Source organism: Arthrobacter sp. FW306-05-C (genome assembly GCF_021801725.1).
Taxonomy (GTDB): Bacteria; Actinomycetota; Actinomycetes; order Actinomycetales; family Micrococcaceae; genus Arthrobacter.
The window spans coordinates 2,247,983-2,266,189 of record NZ_CP084556.1; the positions used below are offsets into that span (position 1 = coordinate 2,247,983).

The window sequence follows — 18,207 nt, forward strand, 5'->3', positions numbered from 1 at the left end:
ATGGCAGGCCAGGAGCAGCAACAGCCCCAATCACGCGACAGCCAGGTCGACGAAGACATCCCCGAGGCGCCCCCGGCACCACCTGGGGCGCAGGCCTCGGCCTCAACCGAAGGCGTTGACGACCTGCTCGACGAGATCGACGGCGTCCTGGAATCCAACGCCGAGGAGTTTGTCCGGGCGTTCGTCCAAAAGGGCGGCCAGTAACCCGGACCCGGAAGGTGGCGGAAGCCGCGGAAGGCCGGGATCTGTACCAACGTTGAAGTACCACGTTCAAGGAGTGATGAGTGCAGGAATCAACCGCCAACCAGGTAGCCGCAAACGCCACCTCGTCCTTTACGGAGCACCTTCTACGGGACCGGCCCGAGCTATTGCCCTTTAGCCGGTCCCTCCAAGGTGGTGCGTCCGCGGCTGTCCCGGTGCAGGTCCCACACGCCACCACCATCGTTGCCATGAGCTACGGCGGCGGTGTCCTGATGGCGGGGGACAGGCGGGCCACCATGGGAAACGTCATCGCCAGCAGGCACATCGAGAAGGTTTTTCCCGCGGACCACTTCTCGGTCCTGGGCATCGCCGGAACGGCGGGCATCGCGATTGACCTGACCCGGCTCTTCCAGGTTGAACTCGAACACTACGAAAAAATTGAAGGAACCCAGCTCAGCCTTGAGGGCAAGGCCAACCGGCTGGGGGCCATGATCAGGGGCAACCTTCCGCTGGCCCTGCAGGGTCTGGCGGTAGTGCCCCTCTTCGCAGGTTTCGACACCACCGCCGGTGTCGGCCGGCTGTTTTCCTACGACGTCACCGGCGGCAGGTATGAGGAACACGAACACCACACCGTCGGCTCCGGTTCCGTCTTCGCCCGCGGCGCGCTGAAAAAGCTCTGGCGCCCCAACCTCACCGCAGCCGAGGCACTTTCCGTTGCCGTGGAGTCCCTGTATGACGCCGCCGACGACGACTCCGCCACGGGCGGACCCGATACGGTCCGGCAGCTGTGGCCCGTGGTCTATACGGTGGACAGGACGGGCGCCCGCCGGGTGCCGGAACCTGAACTTGCGGCTGCCTCCCGCGGCGTGATTGAAGCACGCACCATCGCCGGACGGGAGGCCTGAGATGACCCAGCAGTTCTATGTCTCGCCCGAACAACTGATGAAGGACCGCGCGGATTTTGCGCGGAAAGGCATCGCCCGGGGCCGCTCCGTTGTGGTCATCAGCTGCGCCGACGGCATTGCACTCGTCGCCGAGAATCCCTCGCCGTCCCTCCACAAGATCGGTGAGATCTATGACAAGATCGCGTTCGCCGCGGTGGGCAAGTACAACGAATTCGAAAGCCTCAGGCAGGCCGGCGTGCGCTACGCCGACGTCCGGGGATACTCGTACGATCGCGAGGATGTAACCGCCCGTGGCTTGGCGAGCGTGTATGCGCAAAGCCTGGGCGCCGTCTTCACCGCTGAACAGAAGCCTTTCGAGGTGGAACTTGCCGTCGCGGAGGTGGGTCCCACGCAGGCCGAAGACCACCTGTACCGGCTGACGTTTGATGGGTCCATTGCCGACGAGCACAGCTTCGTCGTGATGGGCGGCCAGGCCGAGAAGGTGTCGTCGGCAATTGATGCAGGCTGGCAGGCCTCGATGGGCTTCGCTGACGCAGTGCGGCTGGCACTGAAGGGGCTGACGCCTGTCCAGGAGGGGGAGCAGCCGGGAGCGCCACTGCCGCCCAGCGCCCTCGAGGTGGCCGTGCTGGACAGGCTTTCCGACAGCACCCGCGGCACCCGGCGCGCCTTCCGCAGGCTTAATGACGCGGACATCACAGCACTGCTGGCCTAGGAGGACAACATGGACAAGAGAATCTTCGGCATCGAAACCGAGTTCGGGATCTCTTATTCGAGCCCGGACTCCAGGCCTCTTGCTCCCGAGGAGGTGGCCCGGTACCTCTTCCGCAAGGTGGTCAGCTGGGGGCGTTCGTCGAACGTGTTCCTTACCAACGGTTCCCGGCTGTACCTCGATGTGGGGTCCCATCCCGAGTACGCCACGGCAGAATGCGACGACCTTGCCCAGCTGATCGCCCATGACCGTGCCGGTGAACTGATCCTTGACGACCTGGTGGACGAGGCCCAGGCGCGTCTGGCTGCTGAAGGGTTCAACGGCACCGTGTACCTGTTCAAGAACAACACGGACTCCGCCGGCAACTCTTACGGCAGCCACGAGAACTACCTCATTCCGCGGCGCGGCGAGTTTTCCCGTCTGGCCGAGATCCTGATTCCGTTCCTCGTCACCCGCCAGCTCATCGCCGGGGCCGGCAAGATCCTGAAGACTCCCCACGGGGCCACCTACGCCTTTTCCCAGCGCGCCGACCACATCTGGGAGGGCGTCTCCTCCGCCACCACCCGGTCCCGCCCCATTATCAACACCAGGGACGAGCCGCACGCAGATGCCGAGTTCTACCGGCGACTGCACGTCATCGTCGGTGACTCCAACATGTCCGAGGCGACGGCACTGATGAAGATCGGCACCGTGGACCTGGTTCTTCGGATGATCGAGGCGGGCGTGATCATGCGCGACATGCGGATGGAAAATCCCATCCGCAGCATCCGGGAAATCTCCCACGACCTCAGCGGCCGCGCCCTGGTCCGCCTGGCCAACGGCCGCCAGCTCACAGCCCTTGAGATCCAGCAGGAATACCTGACCAAGGTCACGGCCTTCGTGAAGGAGCACGGCGCCCACAACCAGCACGTTCCGGTGATCCTGGACCTGTGGGAACGCACGCTGAACGCCATCGAATCGGGTGATACCAGGGGCATCGATACGGAAATCGACTGGGCCATCAAGAAGAAGCTAATGGACAATTACCGCGAACGGCACGGGCTTGGGTTGGAGGCTCCCCGGATCGCCCAACTCGACCTGACGTACCATGACATTTCCCGCAGCCGTGGACTCTTCTACCTGCTCCAGTCCCGTGGCGCGGTGCGCCGGATCGTTGACGATACGGTGATCAAGAGTGCCGTGGACACACCCCCGCAAACCACCCGGGCCAAGCTCCGGGGGGACTTTGTCCGCCGGGCACAGGAACTCGGGCGCGACTACACGGTTGACTGGGTGCACCTGAAGCTGAACGACCGCGCCCACCAGACAATCCTGTGCAAGGATCCCTTCCGCAGCGTCGATGAGCGCGTGGATACGCTGCTCGACTCCATGGGTTGATCGGCTCCGGGCGGACGCCCAGCTTCAGGGTCTATTCTGGATAGGGTCCTTTTAACGGGACCTCCACGGCACTGTCCGCCGCCATGCGGATTGTCGTATCCACCCTGCCCCGACGAAAGTTATCCTACGTGCGCCGACTACTAGCAATCCTCCTCCCCGGCCTGCTGCTCCTGACCGCCTGCGGAGGTACAGCCTCCCAGCCCGAACCAAGCAGCCAGTCCGCCGGGGAGACTGCAAAGTTCGACTCCATCAAGCTGACCGACAACGGAGACAAGAAGGCCCCGGGGGTGGAGTTCGACAAGCCTCTGACCGTCACCCAGCCCACCATCAAAGTCGTTTCCGAAGGCAGCGGCGCCACCGTGAAGGCCAACCAGATCGCCAAAATCTCCGTCCTGGCCTTGAACGGCACGGATGGGTCCCAGCTGGAGGATACATTCCCCAACGAGCCTGAAAACCTGGAGCTGAACGATGAGCTCAAGACCAACAGCGCCGTCATCTATAACGCTTTCGTCGGCGCGAAGGTGGGGTCAAGCCTTGCCCTGGCCGTCCCCGGCAAGCAGAGTGCACCGTCGTCAAGTGCCGGCCCGTCCGACAGCGCCAGTCCCGGCGCAAGCCCCAGCGCAGCTTCCGATCCCACTCAGCTGCTGATCATCAAGGTTCTTTCCGCCTCAGACCCCACTCCTGTCCTGGACAAGCCCCAGGGTGAAACGGTGTCGCCCCAGGCCGGGCTGCCCACGGTGACCGAAAAGGACGGCGTACCGGAAATCAATGTAGCCGGAGCACCGGCCCCCACTTCCCTTGTGTCGCAGGACCTGATCAAGGGAACCGGCGCCACGGTCAAGGAAACCGACACACTGACCGTGAACTACGTCGGCGTCAACCTCAGCGACGGCACCAAGTTCGATTCCAGTTTCGACCGCGGACAGCCGGCCACCTTCCCGCTCTCAGGCGTCATCAAGGGCTGGACCCAGGGCCTTACCGGTAAAACCGTAGGCTCCCGCGTCCTGCTGGTCATCCCCAAGGATCTGGCCTACGGTGACGCCGGCCAGGGCCAGGCGAAGGGTGACCTGGTGTTCGTAGTGGACATCCTCGGGGTCAAGTAGCAAGACTTACAGGAACGCCGCGTTCTTCGCGGCAACCATCAGCACTCACGCATAGGAGCAAGCATGTCGTTTGGACAGCGGGAATTCGACCGCCAGAAGCCCGAGATCGACTTCCCGGAAGGTGATGTTCCCACGGAACTCGTCATCACCGACCTCATCGAGGGTGACGGCCGCGAAGCCAAGGCAGGGGATACCGTCTCCACCCACTACGTCGGCGTTGCCTGGTCCACGGGCGAGGAATTCGACGCCTCATGGGGGCGCGGTGCACCGCTGGACTTCCGCGTCGGCGTCGGCCAGGTCATCCAGGGTTGGGACCAGGGCCTGCTGGGCATGAAGGTGGGCGGCCGCCGTCGCCTGGAGATCCCGTCAGAGCTGGCTTACGGCTCCCGTGGCGCCGGTGGGGCCATCGCACCCAACGAAGCCCTGATCTTCGTCGTGGACCTCGTCGGGGTCCGCTAACCCAACCCAGGGATGCCGCCAGGGGCGCGGCTGGACGGAGGACAACCCTCCATTCAGCCGCGCTTTCTGCTTTCCCCGGGGGAGTTTAGTAACGTAACGAACGTGTCCCTAACCCGCACTGAACGACTCCTCAACCTGCTGATCGCGCTCCTCAACACCCGCTACGGGCTCCACCGCAGCGAGCTGCGCGACAAGGTTTACCACGACACCTCCGGCAATGACGTCGCATTCGGGCGCATGTTTGAGCGGGACAAGAATGACCTGCGCGCGATGGGCTTTGATGTTGAGACACTGACGGACCTGGGTTGGAGCGAGGACGATCCCGCTACCACGCGGTACCGGATCGGCAAGGAATCCAACCGGCTCCCTGATGTCGAGCTTGGGCCCGAGGAGTGGACCGTCCTCCTCCTGGCCTCCCAGCTTTGGGAGCGTGCCGCGCTGGGGACGGCAGCCCAAAGTGCGCTGCGGAAGCTGCAGGCATCCGGGCAGCTGGCAGAGGTGGAGCTGCCCGCGGGGGTCCAGCCGCGGATCAAACCGGCGGGCCAGGCGTTCGATGACATCGTGGCAGCCATGCACGCCAAGCATCCGGTGGCCTTCACCTACCTGGCAGGCACTACCGGCAAGGAGAAGGAACGGATCGTTGAGCCATGGGGCCTGGGCAGCCGCTTTGGCCAGTGGTACCTCATGGGTTACGACCGGGCCCGGAAGGCCGCGCGGCAGTTCCGGCTTTCCCGCCTCACCAGCGCCGTGACCACCCTCCCACGAGAGCAGTACGAACCGCCCGCCGACTTCAACATCCGCGCGGAGCTGGAACGCCTGCCTGAACTGCCGCTCCGCACCGCCGTCGTGCATGTCCGGAAAGGGCACCTGCTGGCCCTTCGCCGCCGGGCGGTCCAGGAGGCTGCACCGCAGGCGTCCGGCCGGCCCCGTGAGGGCTATGACCAGCTGGTCCTGGAGTACCGCGACCCGGAAGTCCTGGCCGAGGAGCTGGCGTCCTACGGGCCGGACGCCCTGGCAGTGGAACCCGCCGTGCTCGTCGAGGCCGTACGCCGTCGGCTGCAGGCCGCGGCAGACTTCAGTGCCGCACCTGTCCCCGCCTACTCCTTCACCGATACCCGTGCACGGACTGCCCGGAAAGGGACCTCGGAGGACCAGCTCAAGCGGATGCTGCAACTGGTGCCGTTCCTGGTCCACAACCAAGGCCTCCACATCCAGGACGTCGCCCGCCACTTCGGCGTCACCCGCGAAGAGCTCGAGGCGGACCTCCGGATCCTCATTTGCTCCGGATTGCCCGAGGGCTATCCGGACGACCTGCTGGACATCCAGTGGGAAGACGACCACGTCTTCATCACCCAGGACCTCGACCTGAAAAAGCCCGTCCGGTTTACCGTGGAGGAGGCCTGTGCCCTGCTGACCGGGCTGGAGACACTCAATGGCCTGCCGGACCTGCCCGGTGGCGGGGCCCTGGAATCGGTCACCCTGAAGCTTCTGGCAGCCGCAGGGGAGGAAGGACTCCGCGCTGCCTCCATCGCCGGACCGCAGGTTGCTCCCGAGGACGCCGAAACGCACGCCATAGTCCGCCACGCCATCGAGTCCCGTTCCCAGCTCCACCTCACGTACTTGTCACCGCAACGGGACGCCGTGACGGAACGCGACGTTGACCCGCTCCGGCTGTACTCCCTTGACAACACCTGGTACCTCGAAGCCTGGTGCCACCTGGTGGACGGGCTGCGGAACTTCCGCCTGGACCGGGTAGAGGATGTGCACCCCAACGGGGCGCCCGCCAGCAAGGCGGGAGAACGGGAGAGCGGCGTCCCGGCCAAGCTGTTCACCCCGAACGACGACGACACAATCGTCACGGTCCAGCTCACCCGGCAGGGGAGGGGGCTGGCCGAGGACTATTACGCGGAGCGGACAGCCGAGCTTCCCGACGGCGGCCTGGTGGCAGAGATCCGGTTTGGAAGCACGGCTTGGCTGCCGATGTTCGTGGCCCAACATGGTGGCGCGGTCCGCATCCTGGCACCCGCTGAGGTAGCCGACGCGGCGCGGGACTGGCTGGCGGCAGCCCTGCACACTTACGCCGGATAGACTCTTCACCATGCCTTGGTGGTCCTGGATTCTTATATGGGTGGCGCTCGTCGCAGTAGCCCTGCTTTTCTATGTCCTGCTGGGCATCCGTCTGTTCCGGCAGTTCATGGCCATCATGAAGGACCTCAGCGCCGCAGGCGGCAAGTTGGGGCATCTGGGCCCCCTTGAGGTCCCGGACGAAACCGGTGATCCGTCACGCACCGTGCCGGGCTCTGCCGTTTTTGCCTCACCCGCTGTCATGCGACATGATTACGAGGCATCCAAACTGGCACGGCGCGAAGAACGCCGGCGCAGGCGAGTGCAGCGCAAAAAGGACCGGGGCCAGCCGCAGGCGCTCGGCGATCTCGACTTCACATAGAAGTAGGATGTAGTTAGAGGAAAGGATTTCCCGTGGGAAGACTCTTTGATGGCCCCTGGCCAATCGTGATCATCATCATTGTTGCTTTGCTTCTCTTCGCCGCCCCCAAGCTTCCGGCCATGGCCCGAAGCCTGGGCCAGTCCATGCGGATCATCAAGTCCGAGGTCAAGGAAATGAAGAACGACGGCAAAGCCGACTCCACCACCGACGCCTCAGGTCCGGTGGAAGGCACCATCGTGAACCACCCCAAGGCGAAGCCCGGTGAGCCGACTGACGGCACTGACGTTCCGCCGTCGACCCGCGCCTGACCTCCCGTGGCACTGTCGCGGGCCCGTAAAGCCAATCCCGAGGGGCGGATGTCCCTTTGGGAACACCTCAAGGAGCTGAAGAACCGGCTGATTAAGTCGGCAATCGGCGTCGTCATCGGCGGCATTGGGGGCTGGATACTTTACGATCCGCTGCTGAAGGCCCTCGCTGAGCCTGTGAACCGGATTTCGAATGAGACCGGCGGCCTTGCTGCCATCAACTTCGGAACCATCGCGTCGCCCTTTGACTTCAAGCTGCAGATGTCGCTCCTTATTGGGGCTGTCATCTCCAGCCCCATCTGGATTTACCAGCTCTGGGCGTTCATCACGCCCGGGCTGACATTCAAGGAGCGGCGCTACACCCTGGGCTACATGGCCGCGGCCATCCCGCTGTTCCTCGCCGGAATCTGGGTAGGCTGGCTCGTGGTTCCCCAGGTGGTCCACGCGCTGACCCAGTTCACCCCTGAAGGTTCCTCCAGCGTCATCGATGCCAGGACCTACATCGAATTCGTCACCCGCATGGTGCTGATGCTGGGCCTGGCCTTCCTGGTGCCCGTGGTGCTGGTCGGCGTCAACATGGCGGGCATCGTGTCCGGCCACACCATCCTCAAAGCGTGGCGCATCACGGTGTTCCTGGTCTTTGTCCTGGCTGCGATCGCCGCGCCGGGTGCGGATGCGATATCGATGTTCATGCTCGCCGTCCCGCTGCTGGCGCTGTTCTTCGCAGCAATCGGCATCTGCATCATGAATGACAAGCGACGCGACCGCCGCCAGGCCCGGCAGGTCGAGGAGACCGAAGCCACCGCAGATATCGCCACCCCCAGCAGCGAACTCAAGAAGCTCTAGGCTGCCGTTAGGCTTGGGGTATGTCCTCCACCACCGGACCCTTCTCCACCGGCCCCGTCGATCCTGAAGAACTGTCTCCCGCCGAGCGCTACCGCGCAAGCGCCGAACGCAGGGCCTACGCCGCCACACCCCTGGGAGCCTTCAGCGGGACCCTGGATTTTGAGCTGGATGACTTCCAAAAGCAGGCATGCCGTTCCCTGCAGGAGGGCAGGGGAGTCCTGGTGGCTGCCCCCACCGGTGCCGGCAAGACCATCGTGGGGGAGTTCGCCATCTACCTCGCCTTGCAGCGCGGGCTGAAGGCGTTCTACACCACGCCCATCAAGGCCCTCAGCAACCAGAAGTTCAGCGAACTCACCGAAAAGTACGGTGCCGACAACGTGGGCCTCCTGACCGGTGACACCAGCATCAACGGTGATGCCCAGGTGGTGGTCATGACCACAGAAGTCCTGCGGAACATGCTCTACGCGGAGTCGGCGACGCTGGACGACCTTGGCTACGTGGTCATGGATGAAGTCCACTACCTTGCCGACCGGTTCCGCGGTGCAGTCTGGGAGGAAGTCATCATCCACCTGCCCACCGAGGTGCAGGTCGCTTCGCTCAGTGCCACGGTCTCGAATGCCGAGGAATTCGGCGCCTGGCTGGACACCGTCCGCGGTGACACCGACATCATCGTTTCCGAACACCGGCCGGTACCGCTGTGGCAGCACGTCATGGTGGGCCGGCAAATCATGGACCTGTTCGCCGGGGAAACCACCTTTGACGAGATCGCCCCGCCCGTTGAGGAGGATGAGGACCGGCAAGCGGCCAAGCCCGGCAAATCTCCGGACAACGCCACGGGGCGCGGCTTCGACGTCAACCCGGACCTGTTGACAGTGGCGCAAAGCGAAACCCAGCAGAGTTACCGAAGCCGCCCCGGGCCCGGGGGCCGCGGGCAGCGCGGCCGGCGCGGAAACGACCGCTTGGGCCGGGGCGGAGAGCCCAGGGGAGTGCGTCCGGCCAGCCGCCCGCAGGTTATCGCGAGCCTGGACCGGATGGACCTGCTGCCTGCCATCACCTTCATCTTTTCCCGCGCCGGCTGCGAGGCAGCAGTGGCGCAGTGTGTCGGTTCCGGACTGTGGCTCACCACCGAAAGGGAGCAGCGGATCATCGCCCAGCGCGTCGATGAGGCCGGGCAGGACATCCCGCCGGACGACCTCGACGTCCTGGGCTTCTGGACCTGGCGGGACGGCCTGGTCCGCGGTTTTGCCGCCCACCACGCAGGCATGCTGCCCACCTTCAAGGAGGTAGTGGAGAAGCTCTTCGCCGACGGGCTGGTGAAGGCTGTCTTCGCCACGGAAACCCTTGCCCTGGGCGTCAACATGCCGGCCCGTTCCGTGGTGCTGGAAAAGCTGGACAAGTTCAACGGCGAAGCCCACGTGGACATCACGGCAGGTGAATACACCCAGCTGACCGGACGGGCGGGCCGCCGCGGGATCGACATTGAGGGCCACGCGGTGGTGCTCTGGCAGCCAGGAACGGACCCGACGGCGGTGGCGGGCCTGGCGTCCCGGCGCACCTATCCGCTGAACTCCAGTTTCCGGCCCACCTACAACATGAGCATCAATCTCCTGGCACAGTTTGGCCGGTCCCGTGCCCGTGAAATCCTGGAATCCTCCTTTGCCCAGTTCCAGGCCGACCGCTCCGTGGTGGGCCTGGCCAGGCAGGTACGCAGCCGTGAGGAATCCCTGGCAGGCTACGCCAAGTCCATGACCTGCCACCTGGGCGACTTCACGGAGTATGCCCGGCTGCGCAGGGAACTATCCGACGCCGAGAGTGCCACCTCCCGGACCAAGTCACGGGTCCAGAAGTCACTCAGTGGCGACTCCCTTGCCCGTCTCCTGCCGGGGGACGTGGTCAATGTTCCCGGCGGACGCGCCCCTGGGCCCGCCGTCGTACTCAGCTCCGACCACGGCAGCCGCGAACCGCGGCCTGCCGTTCTTACGCTGGACAACCAGCTGCGACGAATCGGTACGGATGACCTGGAAGGTCCCATCGCCCCGGTGACCCGCATCCGGATCCCGAAGTCCTTCAATGCAAAGGTGCCCAAGTCACGGCGCGATCTTGCGTCCTCCGTCCGGAACGCGCTGCGGGAAAACCGGCCGCCCGCTCCCGGCCAGAACCGCAACCACGATTTCGGCCGTGGCGCCGCCTTTCCCAACCAGGAGAAGCGCATCGCGGCCCTGCGCCGGGCCTTGAAGGCACACCCCTGCCATGGATGCAGCGAACGGGAAGACCACGCGCGGTGGTCGGAGCGCTGGTGGAAGCTGCGGCGCGAAACGGACGGCCTGGTCCGCCAGATCCAGGGCCGCACCAACACCATCGCTAAAACCTTTGACCGGGTGTGCGACGTCCTGTCCGCCTATGGATATCTGGAGGACGCCGGCGATGGCCGCTTGAACATCAGCGCGGACGGCCAGCGGCTGCGCCGAATCTACGGCGAGAAGGACCTGCTGATCTCACAGTCGCTGCGGCTGGGCGCGTTCGATGACCTGGACGCCGCAGAAGTTGCTGCCCTGGCCAGCGTGTTGGTCTACCAGGCCAAACGCGAAGACCGGGGCCTGCGGCCGCGCATGCCCAGTGTCTCCCTGGAAACTTCTGTGGACATCGTGGTCAGGGAATGGTCCGTCCTTGAAGACGTGGAAGAGGAGAACAAGCTTCCGCTGACGGGCGAGCCTGAACTGGGCCTGGTCTGGCCTCTCTACAAGTGGGCCCGCGGCCGGCACCTGCAGGATGTCCTGAGCGGCACGGACCTTGCGGCCGGCGACTTTGTCCGCTGGGTCAAACAGGTGGTGGACCTCCTGGACCAGCTGGCAAAAATTCCCGGCCTTGATCCGCGGCTGGCACGGCTTTGCGCCGAAGCCATCAACCTCATCCGCCGCGGCGTCGTGGCGTACTCGTCCGTTCTCTAGTCCCGCTTTCACCGCTGCCGACCGCTGCCGGCCTGCCCATACCCAGGAGTCCTTTCCGCCATGCCCAACCCTGAAGCCACGTCCCGTCCCACCCCGGTGCTGTACCGGAACGGGTCCGTCTACACCGCGGCGGACCCCTTCGCTACGGCCATGCTGGTGGACGGCGACACCGTTGCCTGGGTCGGTTCAGAGCAGGCGGCATCATCCATTGCCGACAGTTCCATGGAGGTCATCGACCTCCATGGCGCCCTGGTAGCCCCCGGATTCGTCGATTCCCACATGCACCTGACCGAAACCGGCATTGCCCTGGAGTCACTGCAGCTGGGGTCCGTAGCCTCTGCCCGCGCCCTGCTGGACGCAGTTGCCGCCGCCGGCGGTGACGGGCCCGTGCTCGGCCACGGTTGGGACGAGACCACCTGGGCGGACTCCACCCTGCCCAGCGCCGAGGAACTGGAGCGCGCAGCGGACGGTCGTCCGGTGTACCTCTCGCGGGTGGACGTGCATTCGGCGTTGGTTTCGACGTCGCTGGCACGGTCAGCGGACCTGCGCGGCAAGGACGGGTACGACGGCGGAGCCCGGGTAACGCGGGCGGCACACGAAGCGGCACGACTGGCAACGCGCCAGCTGCCACAGGAGTCATTGAAGCGGCACCAGGAGCGTGCCCTGATGGAGGCGGCGGCCAACGGCTACGTTGCCGTGGCAGAGATGGGGGCGCCGCATATTGGCGGCGCCGATGATCTCAAGCTTGCTGCCGCTTGGAACGGTGGTGCGGACGGCGGCGCGCAGTTTCCCGAAGTATTGCCGTATTGGGGCGAGCTGGTTTCGTCCGAGGAGCAGGCCCGCGTTCTCGTTGGGCAGTTCGAAGGACGCATCCGCGGCCTTGCCGGCGACCTCAACATTGACGGTTCACTGGGTTCCCGCACTGCCGCGCTGCGGGCGGGCTACAGCGATGCTGCCCAGGAGCGCGGCGCGCTGTACCTCAGCGTGGACCAGGCGGCAGCCCACCTTGCCGCATGTTCCCTTGCCGGGATCCAGGGCGGGTTCCACGTGATCGGGGATGCCGGGCTTGACGCTGCCCTGGAAGCGCTGGACCTGGCGGCCAGGGAAGTGGGGGAGCAGCGGGTGCGTGCAGCCGGCCACCGGTTTGAGCATGTGGAGATGGCTGATGCGGCTGCCGTGGCCAAGCTGGCCCACTACTCCGTGACGGTCAGCGCCCAGCCGGCCTTCGATGCAGCCTGGGGCGGCCCAGGCGGACTTTACGAGAGGCGGGTGGGGGAGCGCAGCCGGTCCATGAATCCGTTCGCCGCCTTCTACTCCGCAGGGGTCCCCGTTTGCTTTGGCAGTGACAGTCCCGTCACCCCCCTCCGTCCGTGGGCCAGCGTGCGCGCTTGCGTGGAACATCACAACAGCGCAGAGCGAATTTCCGCACGGGCAGCGTTCCTGGGTCATACCCGCGCCGGCTGGAGGGCTGCCCGGCACGCAAACCCCATGGCTGGGCAGCTGGTTCCCGGAGCTCCTGCCAGTTTTGCCGTCTGGGAGGTGGAGGAACTGATGGTCCAGGTGGCCGACGGACGGGTGCAGTCATGGAGCACAGATCCGCGCGCCCGGACCCCCCTGCTGCCGGCCCTGGACACGGGCTCGGACCCGGTATGCCTGCAGACCGTCAAAAACGGCGCCGAACTGTTCGCCAGCCCGGCACTGCGTTCCTGACCCGGGAACCGTCCGCCCTATAATGGGGAGTTGCGCCCGGCGCCGGCAAGGCCGGTATCAGGTGCACCGACCACTTCCACCAGGAAAGGCCCTTTGTGCGCGTCCTTACGATCATTCCCACCTACAACGAACTGGAATCGCTGCCCAAGACGCTCCAGCGCCTTCGGAAGGCTGTTCCGGCGTCGGACGTGCTGGTGGTTGATGACAACAGCCCTGACGGCACCGGGCAACTTGCCGACGGCTTCGCCGCCGAGGATTCCCAGGTCCATGTCCTGCACCGCAAGGGCAAGGAAGGCCTGGGCGCGGCCTACATTGCCGGCTTCAAGTGGGGGCTGGAGGCCGGGTACGACGTCCTGGTTGAAATGGACGCAGACGGTTCCCACCAGCCCGAACAGCTTCCCCAACTGATTGAAGCGGTGGACCAGGGCGCAGACCTGGCCATGGGCTCGCGCTGGGTTCCCGGCGGCAGCGTGGTGAACTGGCCCCTGTATCGCCAGGCGATCTCGCGGGTGGGCAGCACCTATGCCCGCCTGATGCTCGGCCTGCCGATCAAGGATGTGACCGGAGGCTTCCGGGCATTCCGCAGGACGACCCTGGAGAAGCTCAACCTGGACCAGGTGGACTCGGTGGGCTATGGCTTCCAGGTGGACCTGGCCTGGCGCGTGGCGAAGCTGGGCCTGCGCATCGAGGAACGCCCCATCACCTTCGTTGAACGCGAGCTGGGTGCATCGAAAATGAGCGGCAACATCGTCGTCGAAGCCATGATCAATGTCACCAGGTGGGGTTTGGCTGCCCGATGGAACACCCTGGCAGGCAAGCTGAAGAACAAGCAGGCCTGATTCTGCTGGCGGGCTAAACCCCTGCAGGGGACGGAATACGCAAAAAAAAAAGGGGCGGCCCCGCACCAAAGTGCGGGGCTGCCCCATTTTTTTGCGGCTGGCCTTAGGCCGAGCGGCGCTCTCCGCGGCGTTCGCGAAGGATGGTCAGGCGGTCCTCGAGGATCTGTTCGAGTTCAGGCAGGGAACGTCGTTCCAGCAGCATGTCCCAGTGGGTGCGCACTGCCTTGTCGTTGCTGGTGTCCGGCTTTTCGCCGTCAACCAGGAGCGCTTCCTTGCCGGTCTTGGAGACCCACACCGGAGGAATTTCCGCCTCGGAGGAGAACGTGACGAAGACCTGCTCGCCATCCGCGCAACGGTATTCAACCCGCTGGCGCGGAGCCGGCTCAACTCCGGACTCGGTCTCCATGCTCTGCGCACCAAGGCGCATGCCCCGCAGGCTGCGATCGCTCATGTTTTCTCCCTCTGGTCGGTTCGCGGATTAGATCTCCGCGCTAGCCGGTGGCGCCGTAGCACCGCCGGACTACTGTGTGCACTGTGCTGCATCATAGGATTCAACGCATTGCGAAGCTTGGTTGTTCCAGCCGGTATACTCCTGCCGGACAAATACCCAATTATACGGGTGTTAATCGGTCAGGACCAAACAGGGAGGGTTCCGCGGTTCTGCCGCGGAACCCTCCCTGTTTCCCTGTCGTGTTAGGGCTGGCTCCGGTCGACAGGCGCTTGCTCGAAGAGCCCGGAAGCGGTGGCTTCCGCGTTGGCGCCGCCGATGGCGCTGCCGATGCCCTTCAATGCTTCCCCGACCTCGCTCGGGATGATCCAAAGTTTGTTGGCGGATCCCTCAGCCAGTTTGGGGAGCGTCTGGAGGTACTGGTAGGCCAGCAGTTTCTGGTCCGGGTTACCTTTGTGGATCGCGTCGAAGACCTTCTGGATTGCCTGCGACTCGCCGTCGGCGCGGAGGATTGCGGCTTTGGCCTCGCCTTCGGCTTTGAGGATCGCAGCCTGGCGCTGGCCCTCTGCCGTCAGGATGGCGGACTGCTTGGTTCCCTCCGCGGTGAGAATGGCGGCTCGACGGTCACGTTCCGCGCGCATCTGCTTCTCCATGGAATCCTGGATGGAGTGCGGCGGGTCGATGGCCTTCAGTTCCACCCGTGAGACGCGGATGCCCCAACGGCCGGTTGCTTCGTCCAGGACGCCGCGCAACTGCCCGTTGATCTGGTCGCGGGACGTGAGGGCTTCCTCAAGGTTGAGTCCGCCCACAACATTGCGCAGCGTGGTGGTGGTGAGCTGTTCCACGGCCTGGATGTAATTGGCGATCTCATAGGTGGCAGCCCGGGGGTCCGTCACCTGGAAGTACACCACCGTATCGATGGAAACCACCAGGTTGTCTTCGGTGATGACCGGCTGCGGCGGGAAGGACACCACCTGTTCGCGCAGGTCCAGGAGCGGCAGGAGCCGGTCCACGAACGGAATCAGGATCGTCAGTCCCGGGTTCAGCGTCCGCTGGTACTTGCCAAGCCGTTCAACGACGCCGGCGCGTGCCTGCGGAATGATCCGGACGGCCCGGACCAAAACTATGATGACAAAGACGATCAGAACCACCAGCACGATGGCCAGCGCGGTTCCGCCTGCGTTATTCATACAACTCCTTGTTCCCCAATTGTCAGGTTGTATCAGGTCCGGTGGCCGCCGTAGGCGGTACCGAAACCACTGCTGTTGCGCCATCGATAGCCGCCACGACCACCTTCTGGCCCGCAGGAAGGACTCCCGCGGCGGAGCGGGCGCTCCAAATATCACCGCCGATTTTCACCAGGCCGCCGTCGGAGGTGACTGCTTCCATCACCACGGCCGGTTCGCCAATGAGCCGGTCCACGTTGGTCCGCTGTTCGGACGGGCCCTTCTTCAGGTGCGAGAGCGCCACCGGGCGGACAAAGGCAACCATGAGCAGGGACACGATGCAGAAGATGACCACCTGCAGCCAGGGATCGGCGCCGGCGAAATCGGCCACCAGTGCGGCGAGTGAACCGCCGCCGAGCATAATGAAAAACAGGTCAAGGGTGATCATCTCGATCACGGCAAACGCCAGGAAGGCTGTGAGCCAGACGGCCCACCAGTTTTCCCCAAGCCATTCGAACATCCCTGTTTCCCCCTTCGTCACGGGGGAACCGCGTCCGCGGACCCGCCAGCAACTGTCTTTTCATCCTAGTCCGCGGCCCTGCGGTGTGGGCCCGATCATGGAGGCTGCCGGGGGATAGTGGCCAAGTCGTTACGGGGCATCCCGGGTGGCGGGCCGGAAGACGAAAAGCCTGAACTTCGCCTGTGCTGCCAAAGGCTCGGGGACATCTTCGAGCCGGGCCGCAAGCCGGTCCCGGTCCAGATGATGGCCGGCAGGCCCCATGAACGCCAGGTCCGCGGCTGCCGTGCGGCTAAGCTCCAGCGCGACGTCGACGTCGAGGGTGCTTTCCGCCTCGAAATGGCCGGCCATTGCCACGGCCAGCCGTTCGTCCTTGCCTTCTTCGATTCCCAGCATCCCGGTCACCTCGGCGAGCTCCGCGAGATGTCCGCTGCGCGGTGTCACCACCACCAGCACGCCCGTGGGGCGCAGGACCCGGGCGAATTCCGCGGGGTTCCGTGGGGCAAAAACCACGGTAACCGCGTCTACCGAGTTGCTTTCCACCGGAAAGGGCTGCCAGATGTCCCACACCAGGTTGACCGTTTCAGGATTGAGCCGGGCGGCGCGCCGGAGGGCGAATTTGGAGATGTCCAGGCCGATGGCGGACGCCTGGCGCCCGGCCGCAGCCGCCGCGTCGAGGATTTCGCGCAGATAGTGCCCGGTCCCCGTTCCGGAGTCCAGCACGACGGCACCTGCCGCCGGCAGGTTGGGCACGACGGCGGCGGCAAGCGCCTGCGCCATCGGCCGGTAGTGGCCGTCCCCCAGGAAGTTGAAACGTGACGCCACCATGGCCGCACTGTCCGGCTCGAAGGGTGAGCCCTTGCCCACCAGGAGGTTGAAGTAGCCCTGGCGGGCGGCGTCGAAGCTGTGGCCGTTGGGACAGGCCAGGCGCGGATGGCGGCCACCCTTCGCTTCCTGGTGCTCGAGCGGAGCTGAGCAGACAGGACAGAGGAGAAGGACATCCGCGGAAGGCATGGGACCAATCTTAGGGCTGCCGGGCCCGCAGTCCGTGCCCGCCGCCTTGCGTACGTGGCAGCTGGAATCAGCCGGCGGAAATGCCGGCCGGACCGGCGTCGAACCCCAAACCATCCTGTGCCCTGCCGATGCCGGCCTCCGCCCAGTGCGCCGCGTACTCGGCGTTGCTGCTCAGGGACCGTAGCTGGGCCCGGTCTATGTACAGGATGCCGTTTAGGTGGTCCGTTTCATGCTGAACGATGCGCGCCTGCCACCCGAAAAACTCCCGGTGCTCCGGCACGCCGTCGGGCCTCAGATACTCCAGGAGCACAGCCTCCGGGCGGGCCACTACGGCCTGGAGCCCGTTCAGGGAAAGACACCCCTCATAGAACGACGCGAGTCCTTCCCCCCGGGGCGTGTACCGGGGATTGAGGATGGCCAGGAACTCCAGTGGGCTCCGGTTCCTCAGGGCTGCAGCTTCCGGATCAACGTTGAACTGGTCCTCCAGGACGGCAAGCCGCAGGGGAATGCCCAGCTGCGGGGCGGCAAGGCCCACACCCGGGGCCTCGTGCATGACCTGGCGCATGATCCCGATCAAGCGGTGCAACTGGTCCGCTGACAATTGCCCGTCGAACTCGGCGGCGCGTTGGCGCAGTGCCGGGTGGCCCGCCTGGACGATGGGCGGAAGGGATTCGGCGGACAGGATCCGCTCCACGGTCTCACGGATCTCGTCGGCACCGGCAGTTGTTTGGGGAACAGTCTGGGTCATGGGGACAGCCTACTGGCCGGACCACGGGGACCTGTCGGTTAGGGTCTACTGCATGGCTGACAATTCCCTCCCGGCGGCATCGCCGCTGGAGCACGTACTGGAATTCATTCGGGTCCTTGAGGCCGGCGGCGGCGCGGCGGAGATCAGGCCGTTCCTGTCGAAATCGTTCGTCCTGACCGAGGCACCCCATCTGCTGGCCCCTGAAGGCTCCACCCGGGCACTGGCTGGAGTCCTTGCCGGCGCGGACCAAAGCCGCCAGGTGGTGAAGGACCAGAAGTTCATTGTGCGGAGGACCACCTGTGAAGGCGGCCGGGTGGCGGTGGAGGCCGACTGGTCGGCCACGGTACTGATGGACCTGCGGTACTGGGACCGCGGCGAGACCATCCGCGCCAGGACGGCCTCCGTCTTTGAGGTGAGCGGTGGCGTGATTGTGAGCCAGGACAGCTACGACTGCTATTTCCGGTAA

At 65.1% G+C, this 18,207-nt stretch carries 19 protein-coding genes; 14 read left to right on the forward strand and 5 right to left on the reverse strand.

The window, feature by feature from the left end; translation table 11 throughout:
* From LFT44_RS10350 to LFT44_RS10410, 13 genes are all read left to right on the forward strand, one after another.
* A complete protein-coding gene (locus LFT44_RS10350; protein ID WP_236798382.1) occupies nucleotides 1-204 on the forward strand; it encodes a ubiquitin-like protein Pup in 204 nt (67 codons plus the stop codon).
* Between the two features lie 80 nt (nucleotides 205-284).
* Nucleotides 285-1,106, forward strand: a complete 822-nt coding sequence (prcB, locus tag LFT44_RS10355; RefSeq protein ID WP_236798383.1) for a proteasome subunit beta — start codon at nucleotides 285-287, stop codon at nucleotides 1,104-1,106.
* 1 nt (nucleotide 1,107) lies between these two features.
* Complete coding sequence (gene prcA, locus LFT44_RS10360; RefSeq protein WP_236798384.1) at nucleotides 1,108-1,818, forward strand: proteasome subunit alpha; 711 nt, start codon at nucleotides 1,108-1,110, stop codon at nucleotides 1,816-1,818.
* 9 nt (nucleotides 1,819-1,827) lie between these two features.
* Entirely contained in the window at nucleotides 1,828-3,192 is a 1,365-nt protein-coding gene (gene pafA / locus LFT44_RS10365) for a Pup--protein ligase (RefSeq protein WP_236798385.1), read from the forward strand.
* 128 nt (nucleotides 3,193-3,320) lie between these two features.
* The gene (locus LFT44_RS10370; protein ID WP_236798386.1) at nucleotides 3,321-4,295 is read left to right on the forward strand and encodes an FKBP-type peptidyl-prolyl cis-trans isomerase; all 975 of its coding nucleotides are present in this window, start codon (nucleotides 3,321-3,323) and stop codon (nucleotides 4,293-4,295) included.
* Nucleotides 4,296-4,358: 63 nt separating this feature from the next.
* A complete protein-coding gene (locus tag LFT44_RS10375; protein ID WP_066275847.1) occupies nucleotides 4,359-4,754 on the forward strand; it encodes an FKBP-type peptidyl-prolyl cis-trans isomerase in 396 nt (131 codons plus the stop codon).
* 102 nt (nucleotides 4,755-4,856) lie between these two features.
* Complete coding sequence (locus LFT44_RS10380; RefSeq protein WP_236798387.1) at nucleotides 4,857-6,842, forward strand: helix-turn-helix transcriptional regulator; 1,986 nt, start codon at nucleotides 4,857-4,859, stop codon at nucleotides 6,840-6,842.
* A gap of 10 nt (nucleotides 6,843-6,852) precedes the next feature.
* Nucleotides 6,853-7,200, forward strand: a complete 348-nt coding sequence (locus LFT44_RS10385) for a hypothetical protein (RefSeq protein ID WP_236798388.1) — start codon at nucleotides 6,853-6,855, stop codon at nucleotides 7,198-7,200.
* Between the two features lie 32 nt (nucleotides 7,201-7,232).
* Nucleotides 7,233-7,508 (forward strand): Sec-independent protein translocase subunit TatA, encoded by a 276-nt coding sequence (gene tatA / locus LFT44_RS10390; RefSeq protein ID WP_142133819.1) that lies wholly within the window; start codon nucleotides 7,233-7,235, stop codon nucleotides 7,506-7,508.
* Between the two features lie 48 nt (nucleotides 7,509-7,556).
* Nucleotides 7,557-8,351 carry a twin-arginine translocase subunit TatC gene (gene tatC / locus LFT44_RS10395; protein WP_236798389.1) on the forward strand — a complete coding sequence of 265 codons (795 nt, stop codon included), beginning with the start codon at nucleotides 7,557-7,559 and terminating at the stop codon, nucleotides 8,349-8,351.
* Nucleotides 8,352-8,371: 20 nt separating this feature from the next.
* On the forward strand, nucleotides 8,372-11,299 hold the full coding sequence (locus LFT44_RS10400) for a DEAD/DEAH box helicase (protein ID WP_236798390.1): 2,928 nt from the start codon (nucleotides 8,372-8,374) through the stop codon (nucleotides 11,297-11,299).
* A gap of 60 nt (nucleotides 11,300-11,359) precedes the next feature.
* Nucleotides 11,360-13,009 carry an amidohydrolase gene (locus LFT44_RS10405; RefSeq protein ID WP_236798391.1) on the forward strand — a complete coding sequence of 550 codons (1,650 nt, stop codon included), beginning with the start codon at nucleotides 11,360-11,362 and terminating at the stop codon, nucleotides 13,007-13,009.
* Between the two features lie 95 nt (nucleotides 13,010-13,104).
* The gene (locus tag LFT44_RS10410; RefSeq protein WP_236798392.1) at nucleotides 13,105-13,848 is read left to right on the forward strand and encodes a polyprenol monophosphomannose synthase; all 744 of its coding nucleotides are present in this window, start codon (nucleotides 13,105-13,107) and stop codon (nucleotides 13,846-13,848) included.
* 103 nt (nucleotides 13,849-13,951) lie between these two features.
* Here the strand turns inward: LFT44_RS10410 and LFT44_RS10415 are convergent, their stop codons facing one another.
* The 5 genes from LFT44_RS10415 to LFT44_RS10435 all read right to left on the reverse strand — a co-directional run bounded on the left by LFT44_RS10415 (nucleotide 13,952) and on the right by LFT44_RS10435 (nucleotide 17,741).
* Complete coding sequence (locus tag LFT44_RS10415; protein WP_026266052.1) at nucleotides 13,952-14,299, reverse strand: RNA polymerase-binding protein RbpA; 348 nt, start codon at nucleotides 14,297-14,299, stop codon at nucleotides 13,952-13,954.
* A gap of 242 nt (nucleotides 14,300-14,541) precedes the next feature.
* Nucleotides 14,542-15,486, reverse strand: coding sequence for an SPFH domain-containing protein (locus LFT44_RS10420; protein ID WP_236798393.1), 945 nt, complete (start codon nucleotides 15,484-15,486; stop codon nucleotides 14,542-14,544).
* A gap of 22 nt (nucleotides 15,487-15,508) precedes the next feature.
* Entirely contained in the window at nucleotides 15,509-15,982 is a 474-nt protein-coding gene (locus tag LFT44_RS10425) for an NfeD family protein (RefSeq protein WP_236798394.1), read from the reverse strand.
* A gap of 129 nt (nucleotides 15,983-16,111) precedes the next feature.
* Nucleotides 16,112-16,993, reverse strand: coding sequence for a putative RNA methyltransferase (locus LFT44_RS10430; protein WP_236798395.1), 882 nt, complete (start codon nucleotides 16,991-16,993; stop codon nucleotides 16,112-16,114).
* 67 nt (nucleotides 16,994-17,060) lie between these two features.
* Nucleotides 17,061-17,741, reverse strand: a complete 681-nt coding sequence (locus LFT44_RS10435) for a peptide deformylase (RefSeq protein WP_236798396.1) — start codon at nucleotides 17,739-17,741, stop codon at nucleotides 17,061-17,063.
* A 52-nt stretch (nucleotides 17,742-17,793) separates the two neighbouring features.
* Here LFT44_RS10435 and LFT44_RS10440 point away from each other — a divergent pair, with 52 nt between their 5' ends.
* Nucleotides 17,794-18,207, forward strand: a complete 414-nt coding sequence (locus LFT44_RS10440; RefSeq protein WP_236798397.1) for a nuclear transport factor 2 family protein — start codon at nucleotides 17,794-17,796, stop codon at nucleotides 18,205-18,207.

What these genes read in the sequence shown, in the direction of transcription:
- LFT44_RS10350 (WP_236798382.1), top strand. Translation starts at nt 1, where the DNA reads ATGGCAGGCCAGGAGCAGCAACAGCCCCAATCACGCGACAGCCAGGTC.
- prcA (WP_236798384.1), top strand. Translation starts at nt 1,108, where the DNA reads ATGACCCAGCAGTTCTATGTCTCGCCCGAACAACTGATGAAGGACCGC.
- pafA (WP_236798385.1), top strand. Translation starts at nt 1,828, where the DNA reads ATGGACAAGAGAATCTTCGGCATCGAAACCGAGTTCGGGATCTCTTAT.
- LFT44_RS10375 (WP_066275847.1), top strand. Translation starts at nt 4,359, where the DNA reads ATGTCGTTTGGACAGCGGGAATTCGACCGCCAGAAGCCCGAGATCGAC.
- LFT44_RS10385 (WP_236798388.1), top strand. Translation starts at nt 6,853, where the DNA reads ATGCCTTGGTGGTCCTGGATTCTTATATGGGTGGCGCTCGTCGCAGTA.
- tatC (WP_236798389.1), top strand. Translation starts at nt 7,557, where the DNA reads ATGTCCCTTTGGGAACACCTCAAGGAGCTGAAGAACCGGCTGATTAAG.
- LFT44_RS10400 (WP_236798390.1), top strand. Translation starts at nt 8,372, where the DNA reads ATGTCCTCCACCACCGGACCCTTCTCCACCGGCCCCGTCGATCCTGAA.
- LFT44_RS10405 (WP_236798391.1), top strand. Translation starts at nt 11,360, where the DNA reads ATGCCCAACCCTGAAGCCACGTCCCGTCCCACCCCGGTGCTGTACCGG.
- LFT44_RS10415 (WP_026266052.1), bottom strand. Translation starts at nt 14,299, where the DNA reads ATGAGCGATCGCAGCCTGCGGGGCATGCGCCTTGGTGCGCAGAGCATG.
- LFT44_RS10420 (WP_236798393.1), bottom strand. Translation starts at nt 15,486, where the DNA reads ATGAATAACGCAGGCGGAACCGCGCTGGCCATCGTGCTGGTGGTTCTG.
- LFT44_RS10425 (WP_236798394.1), bottom strand. Translation starts at nt 15,982, where the DNA reads ATGTTCGAATGGCTTGGGGAAAACTGGTGGGCCGTCTGGCTCACAGCC.
- LFT44_RS10430 (WP_236798395.1), bottom strand. Translation starts at nt 16,993, where the DNA reads ATGCCTTCCGCGGATGTCCTTCTCCTCTGTCCTGTCTGCTCAGCTCCG.
- LFT44_RS10435 (WP_236798396.1), bottom strand. Translation starts at nt 17,741, where the DNA reads ATGACCCAGACTGTTCCCCAAACAACTGCCGGTGCCGACGAGATCCGT.
- LFT44_RS10440 (WP_236798397.1), top strand. Translation starts at nt 17,794, where the DNA reads ATGGCTGACAATTCCCTCCCGGCGGCATCGCCGCTGGAGCACGTACTG.